The organism is Nocardia sp. NPDC019219 (assembly GCF_040632645.1).
In the GTDB taxonomy this organism is placed as follows: Bacteria; Actinomycetota; Actinomycetes; order Mycobacteriales; family Mycobacteriaceae; genus Nocardia; species Nocardia sputorum.
In genome coordinates, this window is record NZ_JBEYCG010000006.1 from 12389 (window position 1) to 38907 (window position 26519).

The 26519-nt window shown below is 63.9% G+C and carries 24 protein-coding genes; 21 read left to right on the forward strand and 3 right to left on the reverse strand.

The annotated features are described in order from the left end of the window. Positions 1-325 precede the first annotated feature (325 nt). From ABZ552_RS13535 to ABZ552_RS13560, 6 genes are all read left to right on the forward strand, one after another. The gene (locus ABZ552_RS13535; protein WP_357437249.1) at positions 326-1183 is read left to right on the forward strand and encodes a hypothetical protein; all 858 of its coding nucleotides are present in this window, start codon (positions 326-328) and stop codon (positions 1181-1183) included. 1191 nt (positions 1184-2374) lie between these two features. Then, positions 2375-2719 carry a WXG100 family type VII secretion target gene (locus tag ABZ552_RS13540; protein WP_281874065.1) on the forward strand — a complete coding sequence of 115 codons (345 nt, stop codon included), beginning with the start codon at positions 2375-2377 and terminating at the stop codon, positions 2717-2719. Next, positions 2719-3024, forward strand: a complete 306-nt coding sequence (locus tag ABZ552_RS13545; protein ID WP_281874062.1) for a WXG100 family type VII secretion target — start codon at positions 2719-2721, stop codon at positions 3022-3024. The genes ABZ552_RS13540 and ABZ552_RS13545 overlap by 1 nt, the downstream gene beginning before the upstream one ends. Positions 3025-3030: 6 nt before the next feature. Next, complete coding sequence (locus ABZ552_RS13550; protein WP_281874060.1) at positions 3031-4311, forward strand: hypothetical protein; 1281 nt, start codon at positions 3031-3033, stop codon at positions 4309-4311. Positions 4312-4336: 25 nt separating this feature from the next. After that, complete coding sequence (locus ABZ552_RS13555) at positions 4337-4705, forward strand: hypothetical protein (protein ID WP_281874058.1); 369 nt, start codon at positions 4337-4339, stop codon at positions 4703-4705. A gap of 812 nt (positions 4706-5517) precedes the next feature. Then, positions 5518-6072, forward strand: coding sequence for a hypothetical protein (locus ABZ552_RS13560; RefSeq protein WP_357437254.1), 555 nt, complete (start codon positions 5518-5520; stop codon positions 6070-6072). Here ABZ552_RS13560 and ABZ552_RS13565 read toward each other — a convergent pair. Continuing rightward, complete coding sequence (locus ABZ552_RS13565) at positions 6055-7167, reverse strand: IS630 family transposase (protein WP_281874054.1); 1113 nt, start codon at positions 7165-7167, stop codon at positions 6055-6057. The genes ABZ552_RS13560 and ABZ552_RS13565 overlap by 18 nt on opposite strands. Before the next feature lie 853 nt (positions 7168-8020). Between ABZ552_RS13565 and ABZ552_RS13570 the strand changes: the two genes are divergently transcribed. Continuing rightward, entirely contained in the window at positions 8021-8707 is a 687-nt protein-coding gene (locus ABZ552_RS13570) for a hypothetical protein (RefSeq protein ID WP_281874050.1), read from the forward strand. 1 nt (position 8708) lies between these two features. Next, positions 8709-10634: a helicase associated domain-containing protein gene (locus ABZ552_RS13575; protein ID WP_281874049.1), complete on the forward strand. Its 1926-nt coding sequence runs from the start codon at positions 8709-8711 to the stop codon at positions 10632-10634. 146 nt (positions 10635-10780) lie between these two features. Here ABZ552_RS13575 and ABZ552_RS13580 read toward each other — a convergent pair whose 3' ends face one another. Beyond that, positions 10781-11143 (reverse strand): hypothetical protein, encoded by a 363-nt coding sequence (locus tag ABZ552_RS13580; protein WP_281881290.1) that lies wholly within the window; start codon positions 11141-11143, stop codon positions 10781-10783. On the opposite strand from ABZ552_RS13580, the gene ABZ552_RS13585 reads away from it, so the two are divergent. Next, positions 11112-11303 (forward strand): ATP-binding protein, encoded by a 192-nt coding sequence (locus ABZ552_RS13585; protein WP_281874047.1) that lies wholly within the window; start codon positions 11112-11114, stop codon positions 11301-11303. The genes ABZ552_RS13580 and ABZ552_RS13585 overlap by 32 nt on opposite strands. 110 nt (positions 11304-11413) lie before the next feature. Here the strand turns inward: ABZ552_RS13585 and ABZ552_RS13590 are convergent, their stop codons facing one another. Next, positions 11414-13174 carry a DUF4157 domain-containing protein gene (locus tag ABZ552_RS13590; RefSeq protein WP_281874046.1) on the reverse strand — a complete coding sequence of 587 codons (1761 nt, stop codon included), beginning with the start codon at positions 13172-13174 and terminating at the stop codon, positions 11414-11416. A gap of 954 nt (positions 13175-14128) precedes the next feature. Here ABZ552_RS13590 and ABZ552_RS13595 point away from each other — a divergent pair. The 12 genes from ABZ552_RS13595 to ABZ552_RS13650 all read left to right on the forward strand — a co-directional run bounded on the left by ABZ552_RS13595 (position 14129) and on the right by ABZ552_RS13650 (position 26515). Continuing rightward, the gene (locus tag ABZ552_RS13595) at positions 14129-16240 is read left to right on the forward strand and encodes an ATP-binding protein (RefSeq protein WP_281874045.1); all 2112 of its coding nucleotides are present in this window, start codon (positions 14129-14131) and stop codon (positions 16238-16240) included. Further along, positions 16240-17076, forward strand: coding sequence for a Pvc16 family protein (locus tag ABZ552_RS13600; RefSeq protein WP_281874042.1), 837 nt, complete (start codon positions 16240-16242; stop codon positions 17074-17076). The genes ABZ552_RS13595 and ABZ552_RS13600 overlap by 1 nt, the downstream gene beginning before the upstream one ends. A gap of 54 nt (positions 17077-17130) precedes the next feature. Continuing rightward, positions 17131-18288: a phage tail sheath subtilisin-like domain-containing protein gene (locus tag ABZ552_RS13605; RefSeq protein ID WP_281874041.1), complete on the forward strand. Its 1158-nt coding sequence runs from the start codon at positions 17131-17133 to the stop codon at positions 18286-18288. Positions 18289-18300: 12 nt separating this feature from the next. After that, a complete protein-coding gene (locus tag ABZ552_RS13610; RefSeq protein WP_281874039.1) occupies positions 18301-18735 on the forward strand; it encodes a phage tail protein in 435 nt (144 codons plus the stop codon). A gap of 2 nt (positions 18736-18737) precedes the next feature. Continuing rightward, complete coding sequence (locus ABZ552_RS13615) at positions 18738-19115, forward strand: hypothetical protein (protein ID WP_281874038.1); 378 nt, start codon at positions 18738-18740, stop codon at positions 19113-19115. After that, positions 19109-19276: a DUF6760 family protein gene (locus ABZ552_RS13620; RefSeq protein ID WP_357437656.1), complete on the forward strand. Its 168-nt coding sequence runs from the start codon at positions 19109-19111 to the stop codon at positions 19274-19276. Before ABZ552_RS13615 ends, ABZ552_RS13620 begins: the two co-directional genes overlap by 7 nt. Positions 19277-20058: 782 nt before the next feature. Further along, entirely contained in the window at positions 20059-20721 is a 663-nt protein-coding gene (locus ABZ552_RS13625) for a LysM peptidoglycan-binding domain-containing protein (protein WP_281874037.1), read from the forward strand. Further along, positions 20721-21938, forward strand: coding sequence for a hypothetical protein (locus tag ABZ552_RS13630; RefSeq protein ID WP_281874035.1), 1218 nt, complete (start codon positions 20721-20723; stop codon positions 21936-21938). The genes ABZ552_RS13625 and ABZ552_RS13630 overlap by 1 nt, the downstream gene beginning before the upstream one ends. A gap of 31 nt (positions 21939-21969) precedes the next feature. Further along, a complete protein-coding gene (locus ABZ552_RS13635; protein WP_281874033.1) occupies positions 21970-22632 on the forward strand; it encodes a phage baseplate assembly protein V in 663 nt (220 codons plus the stop codon). A gap of 12 nt (positions 22633-22644) precedes the next feature. Further along, positions 22645-22926 (forward strand): PAAR domain-containing protein, encoded by a 282-nt coding sequence (locus tag ABZ552_RS13640; RefSeq protein ID WP_281874031.1) that lies wholly within the window; start codon positions 22645-22647, stop codon positions 22924-22926. 2 nt (positions 22927-22928) lie between these two features. Beyond that, entirely contained in the window at positions 22929-23339 is a 411-nt protein-coding gene (locus ABZ552_RS13645; protein ID WP_281874029.1) for a GPW/gp25 family protein, read from the forward strand. Then, a complete protein-coding gene (locus tag ABZ552_RS13650; protein WP_357437263.1) occupies positions 23336-26515 on the forward strand; it encodes a putative baseplate assembly protein in 3180 nt (1059 codons plus the stop codon). The genes ABZ552_RS13645 and ABZ552_RS13650 overlap by 4 nt, the downstream gene beginning before the upstream one ends. Positions 26516-26519 lie beyond the last annotated feature (4 nt).

Consider the following 26519-nt stretch of genomic DNA (forward strand, 5'->3'; position numbering starts at 1 on the left):
TACTAGTGACAGCGCTTCGGCTGCCCTGCTGCGGTGAAAGAATTGTGCTGCACGAGGTTCGAACTGCGTCCAGGCGGTTGGTCGTGGCATCAGCGATCGGTCGAGGGTTTAATGGCTGTCGGGTGCGTCTGCTGCCAGGGGACTGGAGAAAGAGGTGCCTCGTCATGTCCGGAAAGCCTCCGACATCCCGTCCCACACCATCGCGGCCAACTCCCAGGGGCAGTGCGGGTTCCCAGACCGATCCCGTATCCGCGGATGACGATGTCTGGTTGAGTACGCGGGAAGTATCGGCGCGGTTGAAGATTCCGCTCGAGACCTTGGCGTCGTGGGCATCCGCTGGTCGCGGCCCGCGGTACGCGCGGATGGGGCCGATACCGACGCTACCGACTCAGCGACTTGCTGGCCTGGGAGCAAGACCAACTCGATCGCGGCGGCGGGGCCACCGCGGCGGCGCAACCCTGCTCGCGGCAAGGTGCAGGACCAGGGCGCTCTGCCCGCCTTCCGGGCCCAGGTTCGGGCGTGGGCCAATGGGGAGGCGATTCCCGGCACTCCGGCCTACACCTGTGGTCCGCCGCGGGACTGGACGGTGGTGTGGGTGGTCGACGTGATCACCGGCACCGGCATGCGCCTGCATGAGGTGTTCGCGCTGCTGCTCGGGGACATCCATCTCGACGCGCCCGAGCCCTACCTCGACGTCACCGGCACCTTGGTCGAGGTGAAGGGCAAGTGGGTGCGCAAACCCGCTCCGAAGTCCGACAACGGGTGGCGGCGCATCCTGCTGCCCGCCCACACCGTCGAGGCGGTCCGCGAGGCGATCAAGGATCTGGAAGTCGGTGACCGTCCCAACCCGATGGGGCTGCTGTTTCCGGCGCGCAACGGGTCGCTGCGCAACCCGAACAACTTCGGCCGCACCTGGCGCGCGGCACGTGGGGAGAATTTCGCGTGGGTGACCCCGCGTACGTTCCGCAAAGGCGCGGCCACCGCGGTGGACCACGCCTACGGCGATCCCGAACGCGCCGCCCGCCAGCTCGGCAACACCCGCGCGGTGGCCAAGACGCACTACATCGACGTGCCGGAGACCGTTCCGGACAATCGGGACGTCCCGGAACGCTGGGCTCGCGGCGACGAGGGCGAAGTAGGAGATTCTGACTGGCTCGGGTCGAATCCGGCCGTATGTCGATGAACGAGAAAACCCCTTCCGACGCTGGTCGGAAGGGGCTTCCTGTGTCGGGCTGACAGGATTTGAACCTGCGACCACTTGACACAGGTTCAAGTCTCCCCAGCCGATCCCGACGCTCCTCATCAAGCCTGGTCAAGGGCATGCTTCGCAGAAGCCTGGCGCTGGACGCGTCCCATCGGATCCGGACATTTCGCATCGAAAGTGTGAGATTTCGGTGAGATGGATCGAATCGGCTGCTCGACGTCGGAGCGATCCGGCCGCATTGGAAGCGGCTTCGCTCGTCAGCGTGTCGCCGACAAGACACGCCGACGAATCCTGCACCGCAGCTACTGTCTGGCAAATATCACTGTGGTCTCTCTACGTTTCCGGGATTCGGCGGGTCGTGTGTACGGGTTGGATGGCGGAGTCGTCGGGTGGCATGGGTAATCGTGCCGGGAGGGGGAGTCGCCACTGCGCACACGCGGTTCGTCGACGACAGGTACTGACCCTGGCGTAAGTGCCATGACTGCCGTGTTCGACCGGGTCGAAGGGGTGCTGTATCGATAGCCACCCCAACACCGAAGGCGGTCCGAGCCGACGACCGGGTCGCCCTGTGACGCCGGCGCGGCGTTCGACGAGGGGGCCTGGACTGCTGCTGCCGAGTATCCGGCGAACGCCACCTCGGGTCTCGGTGCCCATGATCAACCGGAGGCAGTCGACGACACCAGCTACGACCCGAAACGTTGAAACTCAAGCTAATACGACACCCCCATTCCGGGTGAGTCTGCCGACCGTGCGTCAAGTGCTGAGCGCTCTCCGCTCAGGAGGGCTGATTGAGTTCTGGCTGGCATCGGCTCATTCGCCAAGTAGACCGGTCGCATCCAGCGCTCCGGATGGCGGCACTACGACCGAGCCCGACCCGGTCAGCAGTTGCTCGCACCGCGCCCGAGGGATGAAACCCTCTACGCTGGAATAGAGTTCGCTTCTTCGCACATCGCCGAACTCTTCCCCGTGGGCGCAACCCAGGTCGTGACCCGACGCGAGCACCTATTCGACAAGGAGACAGGGCGGCATGAGAGTATCGCGAACACCGTTGACCGAACCTATGCCGGTCCGCCCCCAGACTGTGACTGACGGCACCATTCCACCGAGGAACCAGATAGAACCCACCTGCGTCCAACCTCGTGATCCGCACCGACGTTCAAGGATTGCTGCATGACTGGCCAACCTGGCTCGACCACCAACGACTTCGCGCTGGTGCCCGATGAAGTCACCGATGCAGGTCGGTACGTTCAGCAGGTCGCCGAGTCCCTCATCAACGGCCTGACTTCGCTCGACACGGACATCGCAGCGCTGCTCTCCAATTGGCGTGGCACCTCTGCCGACTCGTTCAGCGCGGGGTGGATCGAAGCCAAGCAAGGCGCGGATACCATTCTCGACGCCTTGGCCGACATGGCCGAACTGCTCGGTGTCACGAGCAAGACCCTCGACGATCAGGACCGGGCGCGGGCGGATACCACCGTTACGCTCACCGGGTCGCTGGACCTTCCGGAGTTGTGATGGTCGACAACGCTCAGCCCTATCGCGTCGACCTTGACGAGCTGGAACAGATTGTCGCCCGAATCTCGGGTTTCATCGGATTCCTCAACGACAGCCTCGACGGATTGCAGCAGCGCATCTCAGCCGTCCAGCAGAACTGGAGCGGTGCCGCCGCGGACGCCCAGGCCGATGCTTTCCGGGAATGGCACACCGGGGCAACCGATGTCGCCGAAGGCATCGACACCATGCGCCAGGCTGTCCGGGACGCCCACGACCGGTACACGGCGGCGATCTCCGCGAATCTTTCGATGCTGGGCAGGTCGTAACACCTGATGACGACCTTGGTAGTCGATCCCGCGGTGTATTCCTCGGCTGGCGCGTCACTGTATTCGTACGCAACCGCGTTCCAGCGGGCATTCTCCGCACAGATCGCCGCGCTGAGCGAGACCGCCAATATGGGCGGAAATGTGGGCGAATCCAAGGCATGGGCCACGTCCTACGATTCGACCGTCACCACGGCGATGAGTATGACCGAGCTGCTCGTCACCGCAATGGGCAACTACGCCGGGATCCTGAACCAGCTCGGCTACAACCACGCGCTCGCCGATTACGTTGCCGGCACCGGCCGACCGGAACCGGGACAACCAGCACCGTTGTCGCCGGCCTGGTCAGTCTGTCTCGTGCCGCCGCCCTCGGCAGGCGGGCCGGGTAGTGGCCTGTTCGACGATGTCGGTTTCGCGGTGTCGGCGCTCGAGGATTTCGGCGTTTCGATGCCCGACGGGGAACCGCACGATCTGCAGACTGCCGCTGAGGCGTGGGACAAACTCGCCTCCGAATCGGGCGTGGGCAACCTGCCGGCCCTGCTGGACCAGCTGGCGAAGACATTCGAGAATGAGACCGCTCCCGACGCCGCGTATGTCGATGAGGACATCCGGGAGCTGAAGAAGTCCGCCGAGGGTGTGCTCACCCTCTACAAAGATCTCGCGCAATCCTGTCGCGCCCACCGCTCTGCGATCCTGGAGTTCCGTACGCAACTGGGCCAGCTGCTGGTCGATCTCGCCAAGGACCTCGCTCAGGAGGTCGCCGAGACCGTTGTCATCGGTGTGATCGCCGGCGCGTTGACGGCGGGATTCGGCGCGGCCGCAATCGCCGCGGCCAAAGCGGGCAAGCTCGCGGTGAAGATGAAAAAGTATGTCGACCGCGTGGTGGCCGCCAAACGCGCGGCCAAATTCGTCGACAAAGTCACCGAAACCGGCGACGACCTCGCAGCCAGGCGAGCCGAGCTCCAGCGCATCGCCGACCTCCTCGCACAGCGCACCGCCGATATCGCCAGGATCGCGCGCGACAAGCTGAAGAGCTCGCTGGATTACGCGCTCGACAAAGAGGCAATGGAGCATGTCTTCGTGCCGAAACACAAACTGGATGGACTGGTGAAGTCACTGGGTGGCGAAGAAGCGACGATGACGAAGATCATCGAGAGCGTTCAAGGCGTTCCGGACGGCGTATATAATGGCTCGAATCCTTTGGTGCGCACAATCAACGGCCAAACCGTCCATATTCGCGGCGCAATGATCGACGGTGTCTTCAAAATCGGCACCGCATACATTCCATGATGTAGCGCGAGAACCGAGGAGATTGATGAGTAGTACACCGATTCCGCCGCGAGCGTTGACCGACCTCGAAACCAGCGTCGTCACCAAGCTGCTGTCGTCGAACGCCCCCGGCGCCTCCGAGTATCTGGCGCAGGTGCCGTATTCGCAGGTCGTCGCAACGTGGGGTGTCGGTTCACCTAGTGTCGATCTGGCGGTGCGGCCCGGTGCGGTGCAAGCATCCGGTTCACCCGACGGGATCTTCGCCAGCGGAGCGGTCACCGACCGCAACGGAACACCGATCGGCGAGGTCATCTTATGGGTCGAGAACGGCTGGCTCAGTGGAATCGAGTACGCCTGGTATACGGACGAACGCCCACACACGCTGCCCGAACCCGGTCAGATCGAACTGCTCTAACGCAAGATGATGATTGGGTCATAGGACCTCACGCGCCGCGGCCATCCAGTGCCGATTGTCCTGGACGTAGGCCATTGCCACATCACCCTTCCATTACTCGGTGTGCACCAGTTCCTGCACGCGGCCCACCAAGTGATCGAGATGGTCGGCGGAGAAGTCTCGTGGCCAACAGCGCGGGTGGTCGCCTGGTCGATGTGATCGAGGTCAACCTCGAATTCGCGGACATGTTCTGAGTCCGACTGCAGCGAGCTGAACGACACCGTGTTCGCGTTGTCCCGGTCCTGAAACGTCGATGAGGTGACACCAAGCTTTGCCGCCAAGTCGGTAGGTGCGTCCCACGCTTCTGTTCGCCGACCTGCATGTCCTCCCCATCCGGCGCGGTACGCTTGGCGGCACTGCCCGTCCAGCTACCGAACAGCGCCTGAACTTTCCGATCCAACGACACTGACCCCCACCTCAGTTGCTCGGCGACGTCATAGGTGAACCTGCTGACCGCCTTGCACTCCTCCGGCACCTCAGCACTCGCTCGCACTTCCTGCGTGTCGTCTTGTGACCCCACGGCCCTCACCCTGAACGGTCTCCGCGTGCACACCGGCCGGATACGAGAACAAGGCCCAACCAAAACCGCCCGATACACATACTGGAACTAATCGTGAGCTGCACTGGCGGTCCGGACGCGTGAAGATACGTGTGATACCGCAGTCGGAGGGCAGAGTTGCTTATGATTAGCTGTGCCCTTCCGTCGAGAGTCCTCCGAGTCGCACCGTCCAGGTTCTCGCGCTTCCGGCGTGGGGGAACCAGATGTCTTCAAGTTGGACCCCTACCAATCTCCCGGCGGCTTGCTCATCCGGAAGGCATTTGGGGAAAGCCCGGCGATGATGGACGTAGATCGGGTCCAGAGGGTTATGCGTCAGCTCGTATCGGTCACGGTTCGATTCTCGGTCAGCGAGATACTCGGCGATGCTGATGAGAAGCACCGAGAGATGCGGGACATTCCGAGGGCTCCGATGGGGGAAACACAGGAAGAGGAATTTTCCCGCATACTCGCAGAAAGCTCACAGCATCAGAAGGAATGGCAGCGGACGGACGCCCAGCTCCGAATTGCGACCAGCGTCATGGTCAATCCGTGGATCGAGGTAATTTCGTACATCGCCACCGGCGGCCTCGGCCTCGCGATCGCGCAGGGACTCGGAATGGTCCCGAAGTTGCTTGATTTGGGAATACGCGTATCCACGCTCGGGCCCGAACGAGAGATCCGTATGCGCGAGCTACGGAACCATGCGGCGAACCTGGACGATGAGTACATACAAATCCTGTCAAACAGTACGACACGCCAAGCTAGTGCTGTGTCACGCAACGTTCGGTAGGTAATCCGGGTGCCGGATCTTGGATCCGACGGCGAAGTCGCGGACGGGTTCGGCATGCTGGTTGCGCCAGCGGACGTAGGTGGCGATCGCGTCGTCTTGTTCGCCGTGGCTGCGGTGGTCGGTGCCGTTCAGAGCGAAGTACCGCAGCGCGGCGAACTCGCACTCGATGCGGTTGAGCCACGACGAGTACGTGGGCAGAAACACCAGCTCGACCGCGTTGGCTGCGCACCATGCCCGGACCTCGGACCGTTTGTGGACCGAGTAGTTGTCGCAGATCGGATACAACGTCTCACCCGGCCACCGGGCTCGAAGCGAGTTCAAGAATGCCAGGAACTCGGTCCACCGTTTCCGGTCCCGGATCCGGTAGTACAACTGGTCCGAGGACAGGTCCAGGGCACCGAACATGTGCCGGACCCCGTGGGTGCGCCGGTAGGTCGCGCGCAGCCGGCGTGGCCGGCGGACGGTGAACCAGCCGCGGCCGGGGCGGGGCTGCAGGTTCAGCGGCCCGAACTCGTCCACGCAGACCACGCGGCCGTCAGCGGGCGGGTGGTCGTAGAGGTCGAGCACCCGCGCCATCTTGGCCTGAAAATCCGGGTCGCCCGAAGCCTTCCACGTTTTCGTGGCCTGCCACGACACCCCACCGGCGTTGAGGATCTTCCGCACGGTTTCGCGGCTGATGTCGGCGATCTTATTGATCCGCAGCACTTCTGCCAGCTTCGACAGGCTCCATGTCGCAAACGGCCATCCCAGGTCGCGGGGGCAGCACCGGGCGATCTGACAGATCCGATCACGCGTCGCCTGATCGGTCTTCGCCGGTCTGCCCCCTCTCCATTTTGGGTCCAGCGCGTCGAAACCCTTCTCGTTGAAGTCATGGATCACTTGCCGCACATACGATTCCGACACCTGCATCAGCTTCGCGATCAACCCGACCGGCTGATGCTGCGCCGACGCCATCACCACCACCGCCCGCCGCATCCGCACCGGCTGCTTGCTGCGCCGCGCGATCTGAGCCAGCCTCCGGCCCTCCTCCGGCGTCACCGCTCTGACGAACACATCCGGCTCGCGAGCCACCGGCACCACCTCCACCGGCAGCATCACCGCTCACCCGCCCGCGATCAACCCGCCACCCCGAGCACGGTTACAGCATCAACCTTCCCGGAAGCGGCACTAGCAGTGTGCTGCAAACAGTTGCAGAGGTCGGTCCGATTGCCGCGGACGTGACGGTTACACCCATCACCAAAGCGGAGGCCAAGGAGCGTAGCCGTAGAACACTGCAGATCGTGCGTCGTGAGAGCAGTGAAGGCACCGATCCCGCATGAACATCAGCGGATGAACAACGCCTCAGTCTGGAATCCGCCAGGTTGGCGCATCCCGCCAGCGGCCCCTCGACACATTGCTCGCAGATGTCTTCCACCCCGATCAGCTCGCGCACTCGCTCTCCATGCTCGAGGCCTCCGAACCCGACAACACGCCAGCACTCGAAGTGGCCCGCGGGTCGCTGGCTGCCATCGATCGGAAACTCGCCAGACACCGCGCCGCCCTGGAAGCGGGGGCAGACCCTGTACTTGCCGCAGGATGGTTCGGAGAAGTGCCCCGGGCGCACGGTGGTAACGAATTCAGGTATGGCAGAATACGTTTCGCGGAAACGAAACAACGCCAGGTCCGAGCGAGGGCATCGCTCGAACCTGGCGTTCGACAGGACAGCGCAGGGGCCGCAGACGCGGCGACAATGGACCAGCGATCTGGTGCGGGGTCATCGCCACCTTCGGTGGCGGGATCCGGTGGTTGTCATGGAAGTGCGCGCGTCAGCGCCGCGCTGTCGTCGCTACCTACCGCACCCTCCGAGAAACAATGCGAATACGGGTCGTGCCGTGGCCGATCCGGTCAGGTTCCATCGCCGACGTCTTGCCGGGGGCTTGGCCAAATCGTCTCGATAACGCTGCCCGAGATGAGCGTGCGCATTCTTGCTGCTCAGTACCTCCGAGAGTTCCGAGATGTCGAACAAGAACGCAAGGCTGCGAACCGTGAAGTAGTCTTCCCTCCATGTCAGGGGAGTTCCTTCATGCCTGGGGTAGAGGGAACTTCGCTGGCTAAACGATGGTTGGAGAGCACAACCAGAGCTCAGGTCTGCTGGGTCCAGCCTGACCCGGTGGCTGTCTCTGAGCTGACCTTCACAAGACCGGGCGGTACCTTTTCCTACGACCTCGGCGGCCTCCTGCAGGAGGGCGCCGTGCACAATCAGCTGTTCCTCGCGGAGGTAAAGAACTACAGGGATGCGGGGGATCAGCGGTCGTTGTATCGCGAATACCTCGCGAAATGCTATCGCGCCTTCAGTGTGTCGCCTGAGCGGTGTGACCACTTCTTGTGGCTCACCTGGGCGCCGTTCAGTTCTACAGAGTGGTCGAAGCTTCAGAGCCCGGAACGAGTCGAGGAATGCACTCGGGAGCACTGGAAGTTCAACTTTACGAGCAAGGATGAGGCAGCTAGCAGTCGGTTGGATCCAGAAGTGGTCCAGCAGGTCTCGAAAAGGCTTTGGAGACCTTTGGTCATCTCCCGGGAGCAGATCGAGCACCTATCCATGAGTCGCGAGTATCTGTCGGTCATCGCTCAGTACAAGATTGGGAAGGGGGTTTGAGATGACTTCAGAGATCGAAGCGAAGTTGTATGACGCCTTCCTGATCGAAAATGCTGTCGCATCGATTCAGCGCCTCAAGGAGATTGTTACCGAGACGCTTCTGGCAACAGATCCTTCTGCAAAAATTGTGCAGACCGAGTATTTTAATCATACTTATATCCCGGATCTAGTCGTCGAGTGGCCATCGCGAGGCAGCGGCGCAATCAGGCCGATCTACCTTCGGCCCACTCAGGACCCTTGGATTATTGAGCAAGATGTTCAGGAACATGCTGAATCGAAGCCCGTATTTGTTCATCTATCGGAATTGTTCGAGGAAGGATATTCCGTCGCGGAATCCGGAGTGGCAAAACTTTCGAGTACCGCTCGGTCAACGCAGTCGTTGGTTACCGAAGTCGAAGCATTCGATCGCATGAGCAGTATTTCAGGAAACTCCGGAGGGCACCTGCTCCCCGCATCGGTGCTTCGAGGCGGGCTCGGCCTGTTTGAAACAGAAGCGGCAGAGGACGCCGCGATCAGGGTCAGTCGCGGTTTTTCGGGCGCAATGGATGCCGACCGGCAATTGACTGAATCTGCACTGAACGCAATCGATGACTGGCTTTCTCCCGGTGAAGCATCCGAGTTGACATCCATTTTTGAAACCGTGTGGGTCGCCGCTGGCGGCTCGGCCCACGAATTCCCTCGAGAGCTCCGGAACCTTAGATTGAATTTTTCGCCGGATAGGCTACAGTTGCTTCTTGGTACGATTTCGCAGGATCTCACAGACTTCTGGCGCCAAGTTGGGCGCAGTGTCAATCTGGAGTCGTTTAAATCTCTGAATCTCGTTGGCGAACAAAGAGCGCTGCAATCCATTATGCAGACTGCACTTCCAAATATCACCGCTCGAACTTGCAGGATTCTGAATAGTTACCATCAGAATAGGTCGCGAGAACTTGCTTGGCAGGTCGAGGACGGGCGCATCTACATGACCGGACTCGGTAAGGAGGCATGGATCGGCTTCCGTGGTGATGAGCTCCCGCGCCGTCATGACATTTATGTCGATTTGCGCCCTTCTCCCAGCGCTCTCCTGAAGCGCTCCAAGAGGGGAGATTTGCCGATAGTATCGGTCGAGCTTGCGGGAAACGGTAAGAATTTGAGCTATGGTTCAGATGGAAGTTCCGACATCGGAGAGACTCTTACATCTCTCGAAGAGATGATTGGAAACAGCGCGGTTGTCAAACGAGCAACCACTTCGATTGAGGCGCGGAAGCCGCTAACGATTGATTTCGTGAGCAGCACCGCATTCGGCGGTGCTGCCGCGCGATTGAGTGCTCCCGACTTGCTTTGGGCTAGTTGGGCCATGATGGTAGATCTTGCGGAGTCCGATCAGGAACAGCTGAAAAAGGTAGTCGGCTTAACGCCGAACACCCAGAGTCTTTCCGTCACTGGTCTTGCTGCGACAGTCGAAGATCGGTTCCAACAATCGAATAACGTTGCGGCATCGCCGGCACTGTCATCCTCTGAGCTCGAGATTCCATCTATCGCGCACCGTCAGATCGAGGGATTGTCTCCTGAGGAGATCTTCATTACAGGGATAATTCTTGATTTGTTCGACAATTTCGATGAGGCCGAATGGTGGTACCGGCAGGCAATTGCCGCAGGTAATGTTGACGCAAATATTGCCCTTGTCAATTTGCGGCGACTGCGGACTGCCGGCCGCCTCCCCTCATCTGTGAGAAGTCAAGAAAAGGACCGCAGCTGGGTCCAATCGTTCATTTTGCTTGTGAACTACGTTCGCCGGGAGGGTCATTCCCGGGTTCCTGTGGGACAGGTTGAATCAGGCATGCCACTTGGAGCCTGGGTTCGTGAACAACGTATGCGTCGGGATGCTCTCGACGATGAGCGTAGGAGGCTACTCGAGCGTTTGCCGGGATGGCGTTGGGACTTTTGACACGCGGGGCGAATGGTCTCAAGACGACGAAGACAGTCCCGTCGCGGTGACCGGATGTACCGCTCAACTGCCCGGTCTGAATCGAAAAGACGCACTCCGCTTTGATAAGCGAATTGACAGCCAAGTGCGCCGAGATGCACGGCGAGTCACCGCCCGGTGGCGAGTACGATCGAGCGGGGCGCAGACGAACGCGGCGAGGAGGTGTCGGCATGATTGTCGAAGCCGCCCTTGAGCAGGCGCTGCGGACGTTGAAGCTGCCGACCTTGGACTCCCGACTTACCCAGGCCCGCGCCGGCGATCTCGGGCATGTTGAGTTCCTGCAGGTCCTGTGCCATGACCAGATCACCCGCCGGGAATCCCAAGCGATCGCCCGTTGCATCCGTCGCGGCCAGTTCGAACAGCAGGTCAGCCTGGAGGAGTTCGACATCGCCGCCAGCCCGAAACTGCCCCGCCGCCGAGATCCGCGACCTCGCCGCAGTGAGACGGCTGCCCATCGGCGAGTCGGTCATCTTGACCGGGCCGGTCGGAGAGGGAGAAACCCATGTAGCGCAAGGACTCGGCCATCTGGCGAGCCGTCAAGGCCCCGAGGTCCGGTTCACCAAGACCAGCCGCCTGCTGGCCTCTCGCCGGTGGTCACGCCGACCGGACCTGGGACAAACGGCTGCGTGAATTCGTCCGGCCCGCCGTGTTGATCCTCGACGACTTCGCAGCCGACGACCTCTACGAGGACAAGATGCCCTGCCTGATGATCAATGGGGCAGGACAATTCGCAGGCTGGTTCACCATTTTCCCGGCGTAGCGTGGCAGGATCCGTATTGCCGGATCGACCATCCGACGAGCGAGCAAGGCAGTGGGATGGTAGTCACGCCGCGCCACGCCGCCAGTGGGGCGGGGCCAGCAGGACAGCAGCATGTCCCGTACGCATCGACGTGGTCCTGGTAAATCATCGGTGTCAGATTGAGTTGGACATAGTTGATGTAGGCGCCTTTGCTCACATGGCCAGTCATCAACGCCCCGAGCCAGTGCGCGGCCTCAACCTTTTTCTCTCGATTGACCCGGCTCACCCGGTCTTGCAGGAATTTCCTTATGCAGTTCGCTTTCGGATCGTTCGGAGTCTCCTGGCAGGCACACGTCGCGTTATGTACGTAGGCCTGTGGCAGCCACCAGTTCTCCATCGCGTAGGTACCGCAGTCGGTATTGCCGATTCCGGTTGCGGGCCTACAGACCTGCGGGAACTGCGGCGAAGCCAGTTGTTTCCCGGTTAGTTGCAGGGGATTCCTGCGCTGATCGGACGTCGATCGGACCACGACCGACCGCCGCAGATACGCGTCGCCAGTGACAGGCCCATGCGAATACACGCCAGCGACCCTCGCCCCGGCATTAGCGAGAACGGACGCGGCCTGCAGAGCACGCGCGCAGGAGAGGTCTACGTTGAACCAAGATTCGCCTTCGGTGCTCGCGTATCCATCAACCGCGAGCACACGCCCGGCTTGTACGGCGGCTACGCCTTCTGCGGCGAGCCGAGCCCGTTCACCCGGTCTGAACGAATCGCAGCCTGCATCGAACCGATACGGCACGGCGTCGTCTCGCCACGATTCTGATGATCCTATGCAGCCGGACGGCGAGCCGATACCGGCCGGGCCGCAGGCTCGCTGAAGGACGCCCCCATGTGTAGTGCCGATCGAAGAAGGACGCTTCAATCCGGTCCGCTGGTCGTCCTCACAGAGGCGGCCGCTCGCACACGAGGCGCAGCACGCGCCGGATTCGACTGACGCGGATTCGTCGTTGGGTTGTCGGTCGACCGTCGAGGGGTCGGTGGATCGCTGCTGGATGCTATCCCCATTAGACGATGGATTCCCAATTTCTGGTACAGCTCCCTGCTGTATGACATGAGTCAACTCGTGTGCTAGCAGTTTTCGCCCCGAAAAGGAATCGGGGGAGTATTGGTCATTTCGGAAGTAGATATCGCTGCTTTGCGTGAAGGCTAGTGCGCCCACTGAGCGCGCTGCGGAATCCGCCGACCAATCGGTGTGGATTCGCACGCGGCTGAGGTCGACACCGAAGCGCGGCTCAAAGAATTCCCGTTGCTCGCGGGTCAGCGGGTACCCACCGCTGACGGCTTTCACATTGGCTTCGGCTCGAGTCAATGTCTGAACCCCACCCACAGTCGCATACTTTGACACAACCTTCCGCTCGAGCGCCTCCTCCTCGTAGTCGGTACAAAGGCGTTGGAGATACGTCGCTGCAGGTTCCTCCCGGAATCCGGTGGTGGCCCGCTGAATTGCCGGCGGCGTCGCATGTGTACGGTCGGGAACCTCCATCCGCATCAACTTCTCAGAGATGCGGTCTGCCTCCTGCTCGTATTTATCCCCGGGCGCATTGACCTTGAGCTTCGTTTGCAGCGGAGGATACGCGGTTCGAAGGCCTGTGGCGATACAATTTGAATCATTTCCAAATCGAGGTGCTGCGGTACTGGTCAATCCGGCATTAGGTTCTTCGGTCTGCGCTTGCAATATTCGTTGGACCGCTTGATTCCCCATGTTGTGATGCAAGTGATGGAGCCAGTTCAAGTCGCGGCCAAGTTCAGGGCATCCTCGAGCGAGACTTGGAGGCTGGACCGACACGGCCTGCTGAGTTGACTTCGGTCTCTGCACGAGGGCGTGCATAGTGTCTCCGATCGTCTCATCACTGTTTCCACGGCATGTCTATTGTTGTGGAATGCGTACGCAACCGCTCCATGGGCTAGGCGCACCATCTTTTCTGTAGGTGGTTTCTCATGAGGAGGTCGATCGATCTTTATCAAGTATCCTGCCCTCGGTGCATACCCAGCGTACCGCGAACCGGCTGGATCGATCCAGCCGTCCACGCTCGCACACTAGCCAGTGAGGTGGTCGACCAAGTTTGTCCCGCGCGGTTCGCGTTGGTGACCGTGTGCTTGGGCTGACTGAAGGGCATGTCTCACGGCAACGTCCTTTCCTTGGCTACCGAACATGTGCGCCAAGTCGCACCCAAACGTGACGGATTGGTCCCGGTACGACTTCCATCGCGGACACTCCGGCGTTATGAAACCGGACTGGGTTCGAGCACCTCTGCCTCGCGCAGTTCGCGTAGCCGCTCTGTGCGAACCTTCTCGGTGAGGCAGGGAACACCTGGTTGAAATTTTGATGGCCGACGAGATCCTTGACATCGTCCCGAAGGTGAGGCACACTCCCATCTGCACTGCGCCCGACAGTTAAGTTGCTCGAATTCCCCCGCTACCTCTATTTGGTAACATTCTAGTCTCGGAATTGTCTTCGGATCGTGGCTGGAAATGGGTTCTGATGGTCGCGAGTTCGCGGCCGTGGCCGGATTGCCAAATCTCCAAAGGGAGAAACAGCAATGTCGACTGACGTGGATATTCGAGAACGGCTTCATCGCTTCGTCGTCAGGTCCGTCGCGATAATCGTCCCGCTCCGCGCGGGTGACTCAGCGCTACCGGTCGTGATGGCCGAGCGGTGACGGTGTCCGGGCTGGTCGAGTCGCTGCGGCGACTCGACGCACTGCTGACGCGTGCCGTGGACGCGGCAGCCGAGGTGTTCGGGTCGGATGCGGCGGCTGATCCGTATCGCGGTCTGGTGATCCGGCCTGAGGAGGTCGCCCGGTTGCTGCGCCGGAGCCCCGGGCAACCGGTGTTGTCCGGTGGCGCGATTGTGACCGATGCCCATAGCGAGGTGTGTGAGTGGCTTGCGAATGCGTTCGATCTCACGGCGTTCGATCTTGATCTTCTGCTGATCGCGGCCGCACCGGAGATCGATCTTCGGTACGAGCGGCTGTTCGGCTATCTTCAGGATGACGTCAGCCGGCGCCGCGCCTCAGTCGATCTTGCGTTGCACCTGCTGTGTGCCGATGCTGCAGAGCGGATAGCGGCCAGGGCCAGGGTGGCGCCCGACGCGCCGCTGGTGCACCACGGTCTGCTGCATCTTGTCGTCGATCCGGCGCGGCCGCAGCAGCCGTTGCTGGCGCAGGAGATGCTGGTGGACGGGCAGGTGCTGCGTCTGCTGCTGTCGGAGTCCACCCTGGACCCACGGCTCGTGGGCCGTGCGTTTCTCGGTGAGCCCGGGCGGCCTCGCGCGGAGCTCCCACTGGACGATTGCACTCTGGATGCGCTGCCGACCGCGGACGTGATGCGGACTGGTGGCGACCCTCCGCCACGGCTGTTCTTTTGCGGCCCGGGCGGGGTCGGCCAGCTGGCTGCGGCTGAGGCGCTGGCTGCCGAGGCCGGTCGGCGGCTGTTGGTCGTGGATCTCGAGCGGGCATCCGGTGAAGAGCGACCGGTCGAGGAACTCCTCCGGATCGCGTTTCGTGAGGCGTGGTTTCGGGGAACTGGGATCTTTCTCGGCGGTGTCGACGCGGTGCCTGCCGCAGCTGCGGGCCGACTGCGTGCCGCGCTCACCAAAGAGGTCGCGTGCTCGCGCGTGCTCACGGTGCTGTCGGGTGAGGAGGTGTGGATTCCGGCGTCAACTCGTGGGGAGCTGGCCGCTGGTGTCGTGGCCGTGCCTTTTCCGGTGCCGTCGGCGCCCAGCCGCGCGCGGTGCTGGAGGGCGACTGTCGAGGCCGCGGGGATGGCTGTCGATGAGTGGGCTGTTCAGGCGCTTGCCAGTCGTTTTCGGCTGACGGATGCGCACATCCGGGAGGTCGTCGCAAGCGCGGTGCACCGCGGCGCGTGGATGGGTGCGCTCCCGGCGTCTGACGATCTGTTCGCGGCCGCTCGCGCGCGATCCGGCCGCGAACTCGGGACGCTGACCCGCAAGATCGACCATGTGTACGGCTGGGATGACCTCGTCTTGCCCGCCGACACGAAGGCGCAATTGGGCGAGGTGGCGAGCCGGGTAGCGCACCGTCGCCGCGTCCTCGACGACTGGGGGTTCCATCGGCTTCTGGCCTCCGGGCGCGGGATCTGCGCGCTGTTCGCGGGGCCGTCGGGCACGGGCAAGACGATGGCCGCGGACGTCGTGGCGGGTGAGCTCGGGCTCGATCTCTACGTGATCGATCTCGCCACGGTCGTCAGCAAGTACATCGGTGAAACCGAGCGGAACCTCAAACGAATATTCGACGCGGCCACGACCGCTGACGCGGTGCTGTTCTTCGACGAGGCGGACGCGATCTTCGGCAAGCGCTCGGAAGTGCGCGATGCCCACGATCGCTACGCCAATGTGGAGATCGCCTACCTGTTGCAGAAGATAGAGGAATACGACGGCATCGCGATTCTCGCGACCAACCTGCGCGAGAACCTCGATGCAGCGTTCTTACGGCGGCTGCAGTTCGTCATCGATTTCCCGGTACCCGACGAGGCGGACCGAGAACGGATGTGGCGCCGCTTCATTCCCGCTCAGGCTCCAGTGGACGACGCCATCGACTACCCCTTCCTCGCCCGCCAGTTTCGCCTGCCCGGCGGCAACATCAAGAACATCGTGGTGTCTGCGGCGTACCTCGCCTCGGCCAACAGCGGGCGGATCGACATGGGACACGTCATGCGCGCGGCGCGGCGCGAGCACCAGAAGATCGGCCGGGTGCTCTCCGACAGCGATGCGGGCGCCTACGCCGACATACTCGGTCGGGAGGGCTGATGTTCGACGATCTCGGCCTGACGCTGCGCAAGATTCTCGACGACGCGACCGCGCCACCCTCGCTCGCGGGTGTCGAGGTGACTTTCAAGACCCCGGACAAGGCGTTCGCCCCGTCGGTGACGACGCTGGATGTGTTCCTCTACGGTGTCCGCGAGAACCGGATGCTGCGTGACCCTGAGCCAATCCTGGATCTCGTTGGCGGATCGTATGTCAGGCGCACACCGCCTCTGCGGGTCGATTGCGACTATCTCGTCACGGCATGGTCGAAGAAGACCGACGACGCCGCGGTCGCCGAGGAACAGCTGATCCTCGCCAACGCTTTGCGCAAGCTGAGCCGCTTTCCGACGATCCCGCCGATCTACCTGCAGAACTCCCTTGTCGGCCAACCGTTTCCGGTCCCGATGTGGGTGGCGCAGTCCGGCGACGGGATGAACCTCGACGAGTTCTGGACCGCGCTCGGCATCTCCCCGCGCACCTCGTTCCGGCTCGTGGTGACGATTGCGATGGATCTCGAGGTGACTGCCGCGGAGGGACCGCAGGTGATCACCAGCGAGATCGATCTGGACGACGACCTGGACCCAGCCACCCCGGGCGAGCCGATGTTCGCGATCGGCGGTGTCGTCCGCGACCCCGCCGGGACCGTCGCCGGTGCTGTCGTCACGGTCACCGGAGGACGGGCGGCCACCACCGACGCCGACGGCCGTTTCCGGCTCTCGGGTCTGGTTGCCGGCGAGCACATCCTGCGCGCGACGGCGACAGGCCATGTTCCGCGGGACGAGGTGATCACCGTCCCAGCCACCGCGCCCGACGGCTACGACATCACGTTCCCGCCATAGCCGACCATCTCACACACCACCCCAGCCAACCCCATCGAGAAGGAGCCGCTGCCGATGACTGTTCCGCTTTCCCCCGGCGTCTACGTCCGCGAGACACCCCTTACACCTTCGATCGCCGGTGTGGGCACCAGCACGGCCGCGTTCATCGGCGTATCGACCGTCGCCGAAAACGAAATGCCCGTTGGCCCGGACGGCAAGCCTTACACCCTCGTCGCTCAGGGCGTGCCGTTCCCGGTGACCAACTGGGAGCAGTTCAAGCGTCAGTTCGGCGACTTCGACGCCGGCAACCTGAACCTCGCGCACTCGGTGTACGGCTTTTTCAACAACGGTGGCAGTCGCTGCTGGGTGGCCAGGGTCAGCAACTTGGACGACGCCACCGAGGTGGATGCCGTGCTGACGAGGATGGCGGCGATCGACGAGATCGCCATCGTCGCGGCACCTGGCGCCCTGAACGACGCCGTTCGCGGCAAGCTTGTGGACCATTGCGAGAAACTCAAGGACCGGGTTGCTGTTCTGGATGGCAACGACACAAAAACGATCACCGTGGACGCGATCAAGGGAGCTGTAAAAATCAGCGACTTCGCGGCCATCTACTTTCCGTGGATCGAGGTGTCGGACCCCGTGTCCGGTGGCACGGTTTCCATCCCGCCGAGCGGTTTGGTTGCCGGTATCTATGCCCGGGTGGACGGTGAGCGCGGCGTGCACAAGGCCCCGGCGAACGAACAGGTCAACGGGGCACTGGGCCTGACCTACCGGCTCTCCACCGCCGAACAGGACGGGTTGAACCCGGAAGGAATCAATGCGATCCGTCTGCTCAACGGCACCATCCGGATCTGGGGTGCGCGCACGATGGGCGGCGACCTGAACGAGGCGGCGGGCGGCATCAAGTACGTGAACATCCGCCGGTTGATGAACTTCCTGCGCGAGTCGATCGACCAGGGCACCCAATTCGCGGTCTTCGAACCCAACAGCGAACCGCTCTGGCAACGGATCACCCGCAGCGTCAACGGTTTCCTCACCGGGGTGTGGCGCGACGGAGCCCTCTTCGGGACCGTCCCCGAGGAGGCGTTCCGCGTCATCTGCGACGAGACCACCAACCCTCCCGATGTGCGCGCCCGCGGACAGGTGGTCACCGAAGTCTGGGTGGCGCCGGTGAAGCCGGCCGAGTTCGTGATGTTCCGTATCGCTCAGGTCAACGAGATCCCCGCGTAGAAGGCGGCACCCATGGCAAACGGAGTACGGGTCGACCCGTATCGCAACTTCAACTTCCTGGTCGAGATCGACGGAATCACTCAAGCGGGCTTCACCGACTGCTCAGGGTTCGGCGCCAGCGCTGACCCCATCGAGTACCGGGAGGGCGGCGACAACACCACCAACCGCAAACTGCCCGGCCCGACAAAGTACCCGAACATCACCCTGAAATGGGGGCTGACCGATTCCCGGGAACTGTACGAATGGTTCAGGGACGTCACGAAGGGGAAGGTGTCACGCCGAAACGGCAGCATCATCCTCAACGACCTGGACGGCACCGAGGTCGCCCGCTGGAACTTCTTCGAGGGATGGCCCACCAAATGGGACGGCGCGGACTTCAGCGCCAAGGGCACCGACGTCGCGATCGAAACGCTCGAGATCGCACACGAGCGAATCGAGAGGGCCTAGCCGTGTTCCAAACCGAGTACCCCTTCACGCTGCCGCTGGGCTATGTCGACGAGGACGGCACACTGCACCGCGAGGGGATGATGCGGCTGGCCACCGCGGCCGACGAAATCCAACCGCTGCGAGACCATCGAGTGCAGCAGAACGAGGCGTACCTGATCGTGATCATCCTCGCCCGTGTGGTCACCGCCCTCGGCACCCTCGGGCAGGTGAACCCGAAGGTGATCGAGAGCCTGTACGCCGCCGATCTGGCGTATCTGCAAGAGCTCTACAACACCGTCAATCAACCGGAAAAGACGAACGGAAAGGTGTCGTGCCCGCGGTGTGAGCACACATTCGCAGCGGCAACGAACGCGGCGGTGAACGGCGAGGGGGGATCGTAGGCTACCCCCTCGCCTCGCTCTACGAGGAGGTAGCCTTCCTCGCTTATCACTTCCATTGGCCACCGGATTCGGTCATGCGGATGGAGCACGCCGACCGACGCCGATGGGTCGCCGAGATTTCCGCCATCAACGAGCGTTGCAACGAAGGGATCCCGAGGTGAGCGAACTCGCAAGCGGCCCCAACCTCAAGCGCTGGACAGCATGGGCGCACACCAAAACCCGGCGCGCGAGACGCCACGGGCGGGTGCACCGGCCATCTCAGATGACGTTGCTACGTCGCCCTGTCGTCCGAGCCGAGCAATCGCGCACTCGACAGCAGTTCAGCTTCACCGCTCACCTGCACCTGACCGTCCGCGCGCGAACAGTCATGCCCCGGCCACCGGCCGGGCACGGCTCGCATGTAGTGATCGAGCAGCGCAGCACAACGCGATCGGTGCTCGCATACCGTCACGATACGGCGGTGCCCGGCGTGGGACTGGGGCGTCCGTCGTCGGAGCCGATGCGGGCGCGTGCATTTGGCTACGAGCGCTGGGATCCCCAGACTCGCGCCACTCCCAAACTCCTTCCTGCGACCCGGCCGCCCGCGGTCGCGGTGGCGGCGTCCGACCGCGCCGAGGCTCGTTTGCCCGCGGTATGCCGCAAGATGATCATGCGAGTGGCCTACGGGCACCGACGCATCGAGTCTCCAGTTCGCCCCACCGCCCTTCCTCGGAATCGCCCGGCAGTCGGCGTCGAGGTCGATCGGGCGTCGAGGGATGTCGCTCGCCGGGGTGTCGGTATTCCGGGTTTCGGGCCCGTCGCATCGAGCCCGAGCCCGGCGCTCCCACCGCCAGTTGACCTCGATGGCTTAACCGAGCAGATCGTGACCCGGCTCGACGACCGCCTCACCGCCCACCGCGAGCGGTTCGGCCGAGCGTTCTGAGAACGGTGAAGGGAAAGGTGCGTGGTGGAGAAGCTGAAAGTTACGGTCGAGCACACCGGGCAGGAATTCCTTTTACCGTTCAACCCGGAGGAGTACACGCTCAACCAGGACAACATGTTCGCCTCCCAGGCGATCCCCGGGCTGTCGGGCCCCATTCTGCAGTTCGTCAACGGCAACATGCAGACCCTGGAGATGGAGCTGTTCTTCGACACCTGGGACACCGACGACGTCGAGAAACGGGACGTCCGCGAGCTGACCGGCAAGGTTGTCGGTCTACTGGAGATCGATAAGGAACTGCATGCGCCGCCAGTACTGCGCGTGCAGTGGGGGTCGCTGGACTTCCGATGCGTGCTGGCCAAGGCGAATCAGAAGTTCCAGATGTTCGCCGACGACGGCCGACCCGTCCGGGCAAGGGTGTCGGTGACGTTCAACCGCTTCATCGACGCCGAGCGGGAGGCCAAGGAGGTGGACCGGCAGACGGCGGACTTCACCAAGATCCACATCGTGCGCCAAGGCGAGACACTCACTCGGATCGCCACCGAGCACTACCAGGACCCACGCGTCTGGCGGCCGATCGCGCTGGCCAACGCGCTCGCCGATCCACGAGAGATCCACACCGGACAACCGCTGCGGATTCCGTCGCTGCCTTTCCACGACCCTGACTCCGGTGAGGTCGTGCGCTGATGGCCCGCTACCCGTCCTACGCGCCGGAGTTCGCGATCGAAATCGATGGCGAAGCCATCCCGCCCGCCTTACGGGGGTCGATCTCGCGAATCAGCCACACCGACGGGATCGAAGGCGCGGACCGCGTCGAGATCACCCTCGCCAACGAAGGACTGCGCTGGCTCGACCACCCGCTCCTGCAAGTCGACCAGCCGTTCGCCCTGTCGCTCGGCTACGCGCCCGACCCGCTCGAACGCGTCTTCGTCGGCGAGATCACCGGCATCTCCGCCGCATTTCCCGGCGGCGGGATGCCCACCCTGACGGTGGTCGCGCACGACTTCCTGCAGCGACTGACCACCGGGACCAAGGACCGCGGGTTCCTGATCGACATCCCGACGATCGGGCACTTCCCGTTGCCCGACCCCGCGGTGACCTCCCTCGTCGCCGCCGGCAATCTGCTCATCCCACACAACGACCCGGTGGGCGCGGCGCTGTCGTTCTTTGCCCTGCTGATGGCCTACGCGATCGATCCGGATGAGGCGAAGAAGGGCGTCCGCCTACAAGGCTCACAGAGCGACTTCGACTTCCTGACCGGGATCGCGAAGGAGAACGGGTGGGAAATGCACATCGACCACACCGCCGAGCCCCGGGGTTTCGTCCTGCGATTCCAATTCCTGCTCGGAGACCTCGCACCGAGTGTGAGCCTCACCTGGGGAGCCTCCCTCGCCGAGTTCACCCCTCGGCTGAGCACGGTGGGCCAGGTGCTCGGCGTGCAGACACGCATCTGGGTCCCCAGCATCAAGACCGAACTCGTCGTGGTCCTCGGCTGGGATTTCGACCGCGCCGCCTTCGACCTGCAGATCTTCCCCGGGTTCGAGGGCATCGAGGACATCGTGGGCCCGGCTGCGGCGCGCGAGCTGGTCAAGATCGACGCCGTCGGTGCCGCGGCCATGCCCAAGACGCTGCTGAGCGAGCTACTGCCGCGGCTGAACAATCGCCTGACCGGCAGCGGGAGCGCGGTGGGCAACCTGGAGATCAAGGCCGGCCGGGTCATCGATCTAAAGGGCCTCGGCGAGCAGTTCAGCGGGCTCTACCGCATCACATCGGCCACCCACACGATCGACGGCGGCGGCTTCAAGACCTCCTTCGATGTCCGCAAGGAGGTCTGGTTCGGCTCGATACCGACGCCGAAGGGCATCGCGGGCCTGGCTCGTGTCAACGGACAGCGCATCGGCTGAAACACACCCGGTCCGACGGAGGGAGGCGAGCATGGTGTCCCTGTTCGAGTTAGAGGGCGCACGAGAGGATGGCGGACGCGGCCCCGGTGTCAGTATCGCCGCAGGCATTGTCACCCAGAACATCGACGTGCCCATGCAGGGGCGGGTCCTGGTCCGCATCCCGTCCATCGACCAGGAAGTCTGGGCGCGGCTCGTCGCTGCGGGCGCGGGATCCAGGGCGGGCCTGTTCTACGTCCCGCGCATCGATGACGAGGTGCTCGTCGCCATGGCGCACGATGACGCGCGCGACGCCTTCGTCCTCGGTGGCCTATGGAACGCCCGCGACCGCATCCCCGTCGACGACCCCCTCACCGCGCTGACCAGCCGGATCCTGCGCAGCGGACTGACCGCCGGCGCAGGCCACCAGATCGAGATGGACGACCTGCTGCAGTCGGTCACAATCTCCACCTCCACCGACCAGAAAATCACGATGGACCCAGCAAAGATCGAGCTGTCCAACCTCGCGGGCTCGGTGACGATCACGCTGGACAACGCATCACAGTCGGTCTCCATCAAGGCCGCGGCCAGTATCACGCTCGAAGCCCCGCAGATCAGCCTCAAAGGCGCGAACGTCGAGATCAACGGCGCCGCCACCACTGAGGTGAAATCCGGCGGGGTCTGCAACGTCACCGCCCCCCTCGTGAAGATCAACTAGAAAGGGCACCCCATGCCGTCCGCCGCGCGTGTACTCGACCCGACCGGGCATCCCGGCGTCATCACCGGCCCCGGCGTGCCCATGGTGCTCATCGGCGGGATGCCGGCCGCGGTGCTGGGTGACCTGCACGCCTGTTCCATGCCGCCGACCGCTGGGCCACATCCGCCCACCCCCATCGTGATGGGCAGCGCCACCGTGCTCATCGGTGGGCGCGGCGCGGCGCGGATGGGCGATATCACCGGCTGCGGTGCCCCGATCATTACAGGGTTGCCGAGCGTGCAGATCGGGGGCTGAGAATGGTCGCCGATCCGCAAGCATTCCTCGGCGTCGGCTGGGCGTTCCCGCCGACACTCCAGCTCAACGGCACCCCGACGATGGTCACCCACTCCGACGACGTGCGGCAGGCGATCATGATCATCCTCGGGACCGACCCGGGGGAGCGGGTCATGCGACCCGACTTCGGGGCAGGACTCAGCACGTTCGTGTTCGAACCCGTCAGCCCCACCACGATGACCAGAATCCGCAACCAGGTACGCGACGCGCTGATCGACTGGGAACCTCGCATCGACGTGCTCGACGTCGCCGTGACCACCGACCCGAACGAACGCAACCAACTCCTCATCGACGTCCGGTACCGGGTTCGCGCCACCAACTCGTTGCACAACCTCGTCTACCCGTTCTACCTGGACGAAGGAACGCCGCGATGACCCGCACCGAGCAACCGCTCGTCGATGCTCGCGACGCCGCCGCGTTCGTCGCGGCGATGCTGGCACGCCGGTCCGGCTACGTGCCGGAGTGGCAGCCCGGCCCCGACGGTCCCGACGTGGCGCTGACCGAAATCGTGGGCCGCTACCTGGCCGCGATCACCGCCAGACTCAACCAGATACCTGACAAGCACCAATTGGCCATGCTCGACGCGCTGGGCGTGCCGCTCGTCCCGGCACGCGCCGCCCGGGCCCTGGTGGTGTTCAGCGTCGGCGCCGACACAGGCAACATCCGCGTCCCCGCAGGAACACGGCTGGCCGCAACGCCCCCCGAACCGGTCCCGACGAACATAGGCCCCGCTGAACCTGCCGACTCCCCGATGACAACACCGCCGCAACCGGTGAACTTCGAGACCGAGCGCAGCATAGGGCTCACCTCTGGCCGGCTCGTCGAGGTGCGCAGCCACTGGCCCGGCCGCGACCAGTCCATCGATCACACGGCGGCGATCACGGCGGGCGAACCCTTTCGGCCGTGGCGGCCTGCCGATCTGCAAGACATTCCCCACCACCTCTACCTCGCCCACTCCACCCTGCTCGCGATCTCGGCCACCAGCCATGTCGCAGTCGAATTCGAACTCTCCCAAGGGTCCTCCGAGGAACTCGGCACGGTGTGGGAATACTGGGACGGCAAGGTCTGGCGCCCGTTCCGCAACACCATCGCCGCATGCGACCGCACTGCCGCCGCGCAGGAGGACAGCACAGCACGGTTTCAGCAGAGCGGGACAATCCACCTACTCACCGACTGCGCCGAAACCACGCCGGCCACCGTCGCGGGAATCGAAAGCTTCTGGGTGCGCGGGCGGCTCACCGAGCCGCTGCCGCCGAACCCAGCTCAACTGCTCCCCGAGATCAAGCAGATCCGACTGTCCACGACCACCATTCGCAGGGTCCAGATCGTGCCACCGATTGCGGGAGTCTCAACCACGCTCGCCGGTGGCTTCCTGCCGGATACAGCGATCGTTGCCGGCGCGGAGGTCGACACCAGTGCGCTGTTCTACCCGTTCGGCCCAGCACCCCAACCGGGGTCGATCTTCTACTTCTCCTCGGAGGAAGCATTCACCAAACCGAGGGCTCACCTAGACGTCTGTTTCACACGCACCAGGACCCCGCAGGATGAGCTGTCCGATGGAGACTCGTTGCCACACCTCGTCGCCTGGGAATACTGGAACGGCCGGGAATGGGCCAGGGTGCCGAACTTCACCGCCGACCTCAGGTCCGCCCCCGCCGACCTTGACCCCACCGACCCAGCCAAAGCCTCCGTATCCGTTTCGCTCACCGTGCCCGAGGACATCGCGCCGACCAAGGTCGCCGATATCGAGGCTCGCTGGATGCGGGTCCGACTGGTCAGTGGTGGTTTCGGCGTCAGGCAAGAGGTCACCTGGACCGACTCGGCTGGGAATTCCAACACGTTCAGCTACATCGTCAGCAAGCCTCCTGCGCTGAGTGAGTTCAAGCTGGGCTACACCTGGACGCATGGCCCGTTCACCCCTGAGCGGGTGCTGACCTACAACGATTTCCGCTACGCCGACCGCACCGACGAGGCGATCTGGCCCGGCCGGATTTTCCGGCCCTTCACCCCGCCCGTAGACCTCACGCCGGCGCTATATCTCGGCTTCGACAAACCACTGCCAGCCGATGAGGTTGGCATCCTGATCGACATCGCCGAAGACCCGACGGATTCACGCGGTCCCACCCTGGTGTGGGAGTACTGGGACGGCGGCAGCTGGCGCCCGGTGCGGGTGGAGGACGGGACCCGCGGACTTCGGCTGCCTGGCCTGGTCAGCCTGATCGGTCCGCGCAACAGCGTGCCGTTGGACCGTTTCGGCAGCCCCCGCTCGTGGCTGCGCGCCCGCCTGGCCGAGGACGGGCCCCCGGGCGAGCCGACGATCCGCGCGATCTTCCCGAACGCGACGTGGGCCGTGCAACAGCAGACGATCCTCGACGATCCGATCGGGGCCGGTACCGGGTTGCCCGACCAGGTTCTCGTCATGCGGCAGGTCCCGGTCCTGCCCGGGGAGCAGATCGAGGTCCGCGAACTGGCAGGCTCACGCGCGGGCGTCGAGTGGCGGATCGTCGCACTGGAACTGTTCGGCGGTGACCAGCGCGCAGTCCGCGAGATCGAGGGACTGCTCGGTCAGGAGAGCACACGCGACATCGTCTACGGTCCGCTGCGGCTGCGCCGGGACCGCGCCAAGCAGGTCACCGAGGTCTGGGTGCGCTGGTACCCGGTCGAGCATCTGGTGCGCTCTGGGCCGAATGACCGGCACTACGCGCTGGAGCCTTCGCGGGGCCGACTGCAGTTCGGTGATGGCGCCACCGGTAAGGCTCCGCCTGCAGGTGCGGCGATCCTCGCGCGGCGCTATCAGACCGGTGGAGGCAGCATCGGCAATGTCGCGGCCGGGGCCATCTCGCAGCTCCAGGCATCCATCGGCGGCGTCGAGGCTGTCACCAACCCGATGCCCGCAGAGGGCGGCGCCGACGGAGAGACACTTGACGCGCTGCGCGTGCGCGGACCGCAGACGCTGCGGCACCGCGGCCGTGGGCTGTCGGTGACCGACCTGGTCACCCTCGCCCGGGAAGCCTCCCCGGCGGTCGCGGTGGCCACCGCGCTGGCCGGACGCTCGGCCGACGGGCGGCGGCGGCCCGGCTACGTGACACTGATCGTCATCCCGGCGACCGCCGATCCGAGGCCGTTCCCGTCGTTCGGTCTGCGCGAGCAGGTCCGCCGCTACGTCGAGGCGCGGGCGGAGGCGACCCTCGCCGCGCTCGGCCGCATCGAGGTGACCGGCCCGCAGTACCTGCCCATCGACGTCGAAGTGACAGTCGTCCCACACGACCCAGCCGAAGCCGGGCCCGTCGAAAAGCGGGCTACCGCAGCGCTGACGCGGCTGCTGCACCCCGTGCACGGCGGGCCCGACGGTAGCGGCTGGCCGCCGGGCCGCACCGTGTACCTCGCCGACGTCGCCGCCGTCCTCGAGCGCGTCGACGGTGTCGATTTCGTCGAGCAGCTGACCATCTCCACCGGCGGGCAGATCGGCGGCGAGCGCATCGCGGTGGCGCCCCACCGCACCGTGGTCGCAGGCGAGCTGCGGATCAGACCCGCACGAGCGGAAGGGTAGCCAG

Coding starts and splice junctions, on each gene's coding strand:
- ABZ552_RS13540 (WP_281874065.1), top strand. CDS start 2,375: ATGACTGGCCAACCTGGCTCGACCACCAACGACTTCGCGCTGGTGCCC.
- ABZ552_RS13605 (WP_281874041.1), top strand. CDS start 17,131: ATGACTGTTCCGCTTTCCCCCGGCGTCTACGTCCGCGAGACACCCCTT.
- ABZ552_RS13630 (WP_281874035.1), top strand. CDS start 20,721: ATGGCCCGCTACCCGTCCTACGCGCCGGAGTTCGCGATCGAAATCGAT.
- ABZ552_RS13575 (WP_281874049.1), top strand. CDS start 8,709: ATGACTTCAGAGATCGAAGCGAAGTTGTATGACGCCTTCCTGATCGAA.
- ABZ552_RS13635 (WP_281874033.1), top strand. CDS start 21,970: ATGGTGTCCCTGTTCGAGTTAGAGGGCGCACGAGAGGATGGCGGACGC.
- ABZ552_RS13565 (WP_281874054.1), bottom strand. CDS start 7,167: ATGCTGCCGGTGGAGGTGGTGCCGGTGGCTCGCGAGCCGGATGTGTTC.
- ABZ552_RS13640 (WP_281874031.1), top strand. CDS start 22,645: ATGCCGTCCGCCGCGCGTGTACTCGACCCGACCGGGCATCCCGGCGTC.
- ABZ552_RS13570 (WP_281874050.1), top strand. CDS start 8,021: ATGAGCGTGCGCATTCTTGCTGCTCAGTACCTCCGAGAGTTCCGAGAT.
- ABZ552_RS13545 (WP_281874062.1), top strand. CDS start 2,719: ATGGTCGACAACGCTCAGCCCTATCGCGTCGACCTTGACGAGCTGGAA.
- ABZ552_RS13610 (WP_281874039.1), top strand. CDS start 18,301: ATGGCAAACGGAGTACGGGTCGACCCGTATCGCAACTTCAACTTCCTG.
- ABZ552_RS13600 (WP_281874042.1), top strand. CDS start 16,240: ATGTTCGACGATCTCGGCCTGACGCTGCGCAAGATTCTCGACGACGCG.
- ABZ552_RS13645 (WP_281874029.1), top strand. CDS start 22,929: ATGGTCGCCGATCCGCAAGCATTCCTCGGCGTCGGCTGGGCGTTCCCG.
- ABZ552_RS13580 (WP_281881290.1), bottom strand. CDS start 11,143: ATGACCGACTCGCCGATGGGCAGCCGTCTCACTGCGGCGAGGTCGCGG.
- ABZ552_RS13550 (WP_281874060.1), top strand. CDS start 3,031: ATGACGACCTTGGTAGTCGATCCCGCGGTGTATTCCTCGGCTGGCGCG.
- ABZ552_RS13590 (WP_281874046.1), bottom strand. CDS start 13,174: ATGGGGAATCAAGCGGTCCAACGAATATTGCAAGCGCAGACCGAAGAA.
- ABZ552_RS13650 (WP_357437263.1), top strand. CDS start 23,336: ATGACCCGCACCGAGCAACCGCTCGTCGATGCTCGCGACGCCGCCGCG.
- ABZ552_RS13555 (WP_281874058.1), top strand. CDS start 4,337: ATGAGTAGTACACCGATTCCGCCGCGAGCGTTGACCGACCTCGAAACC.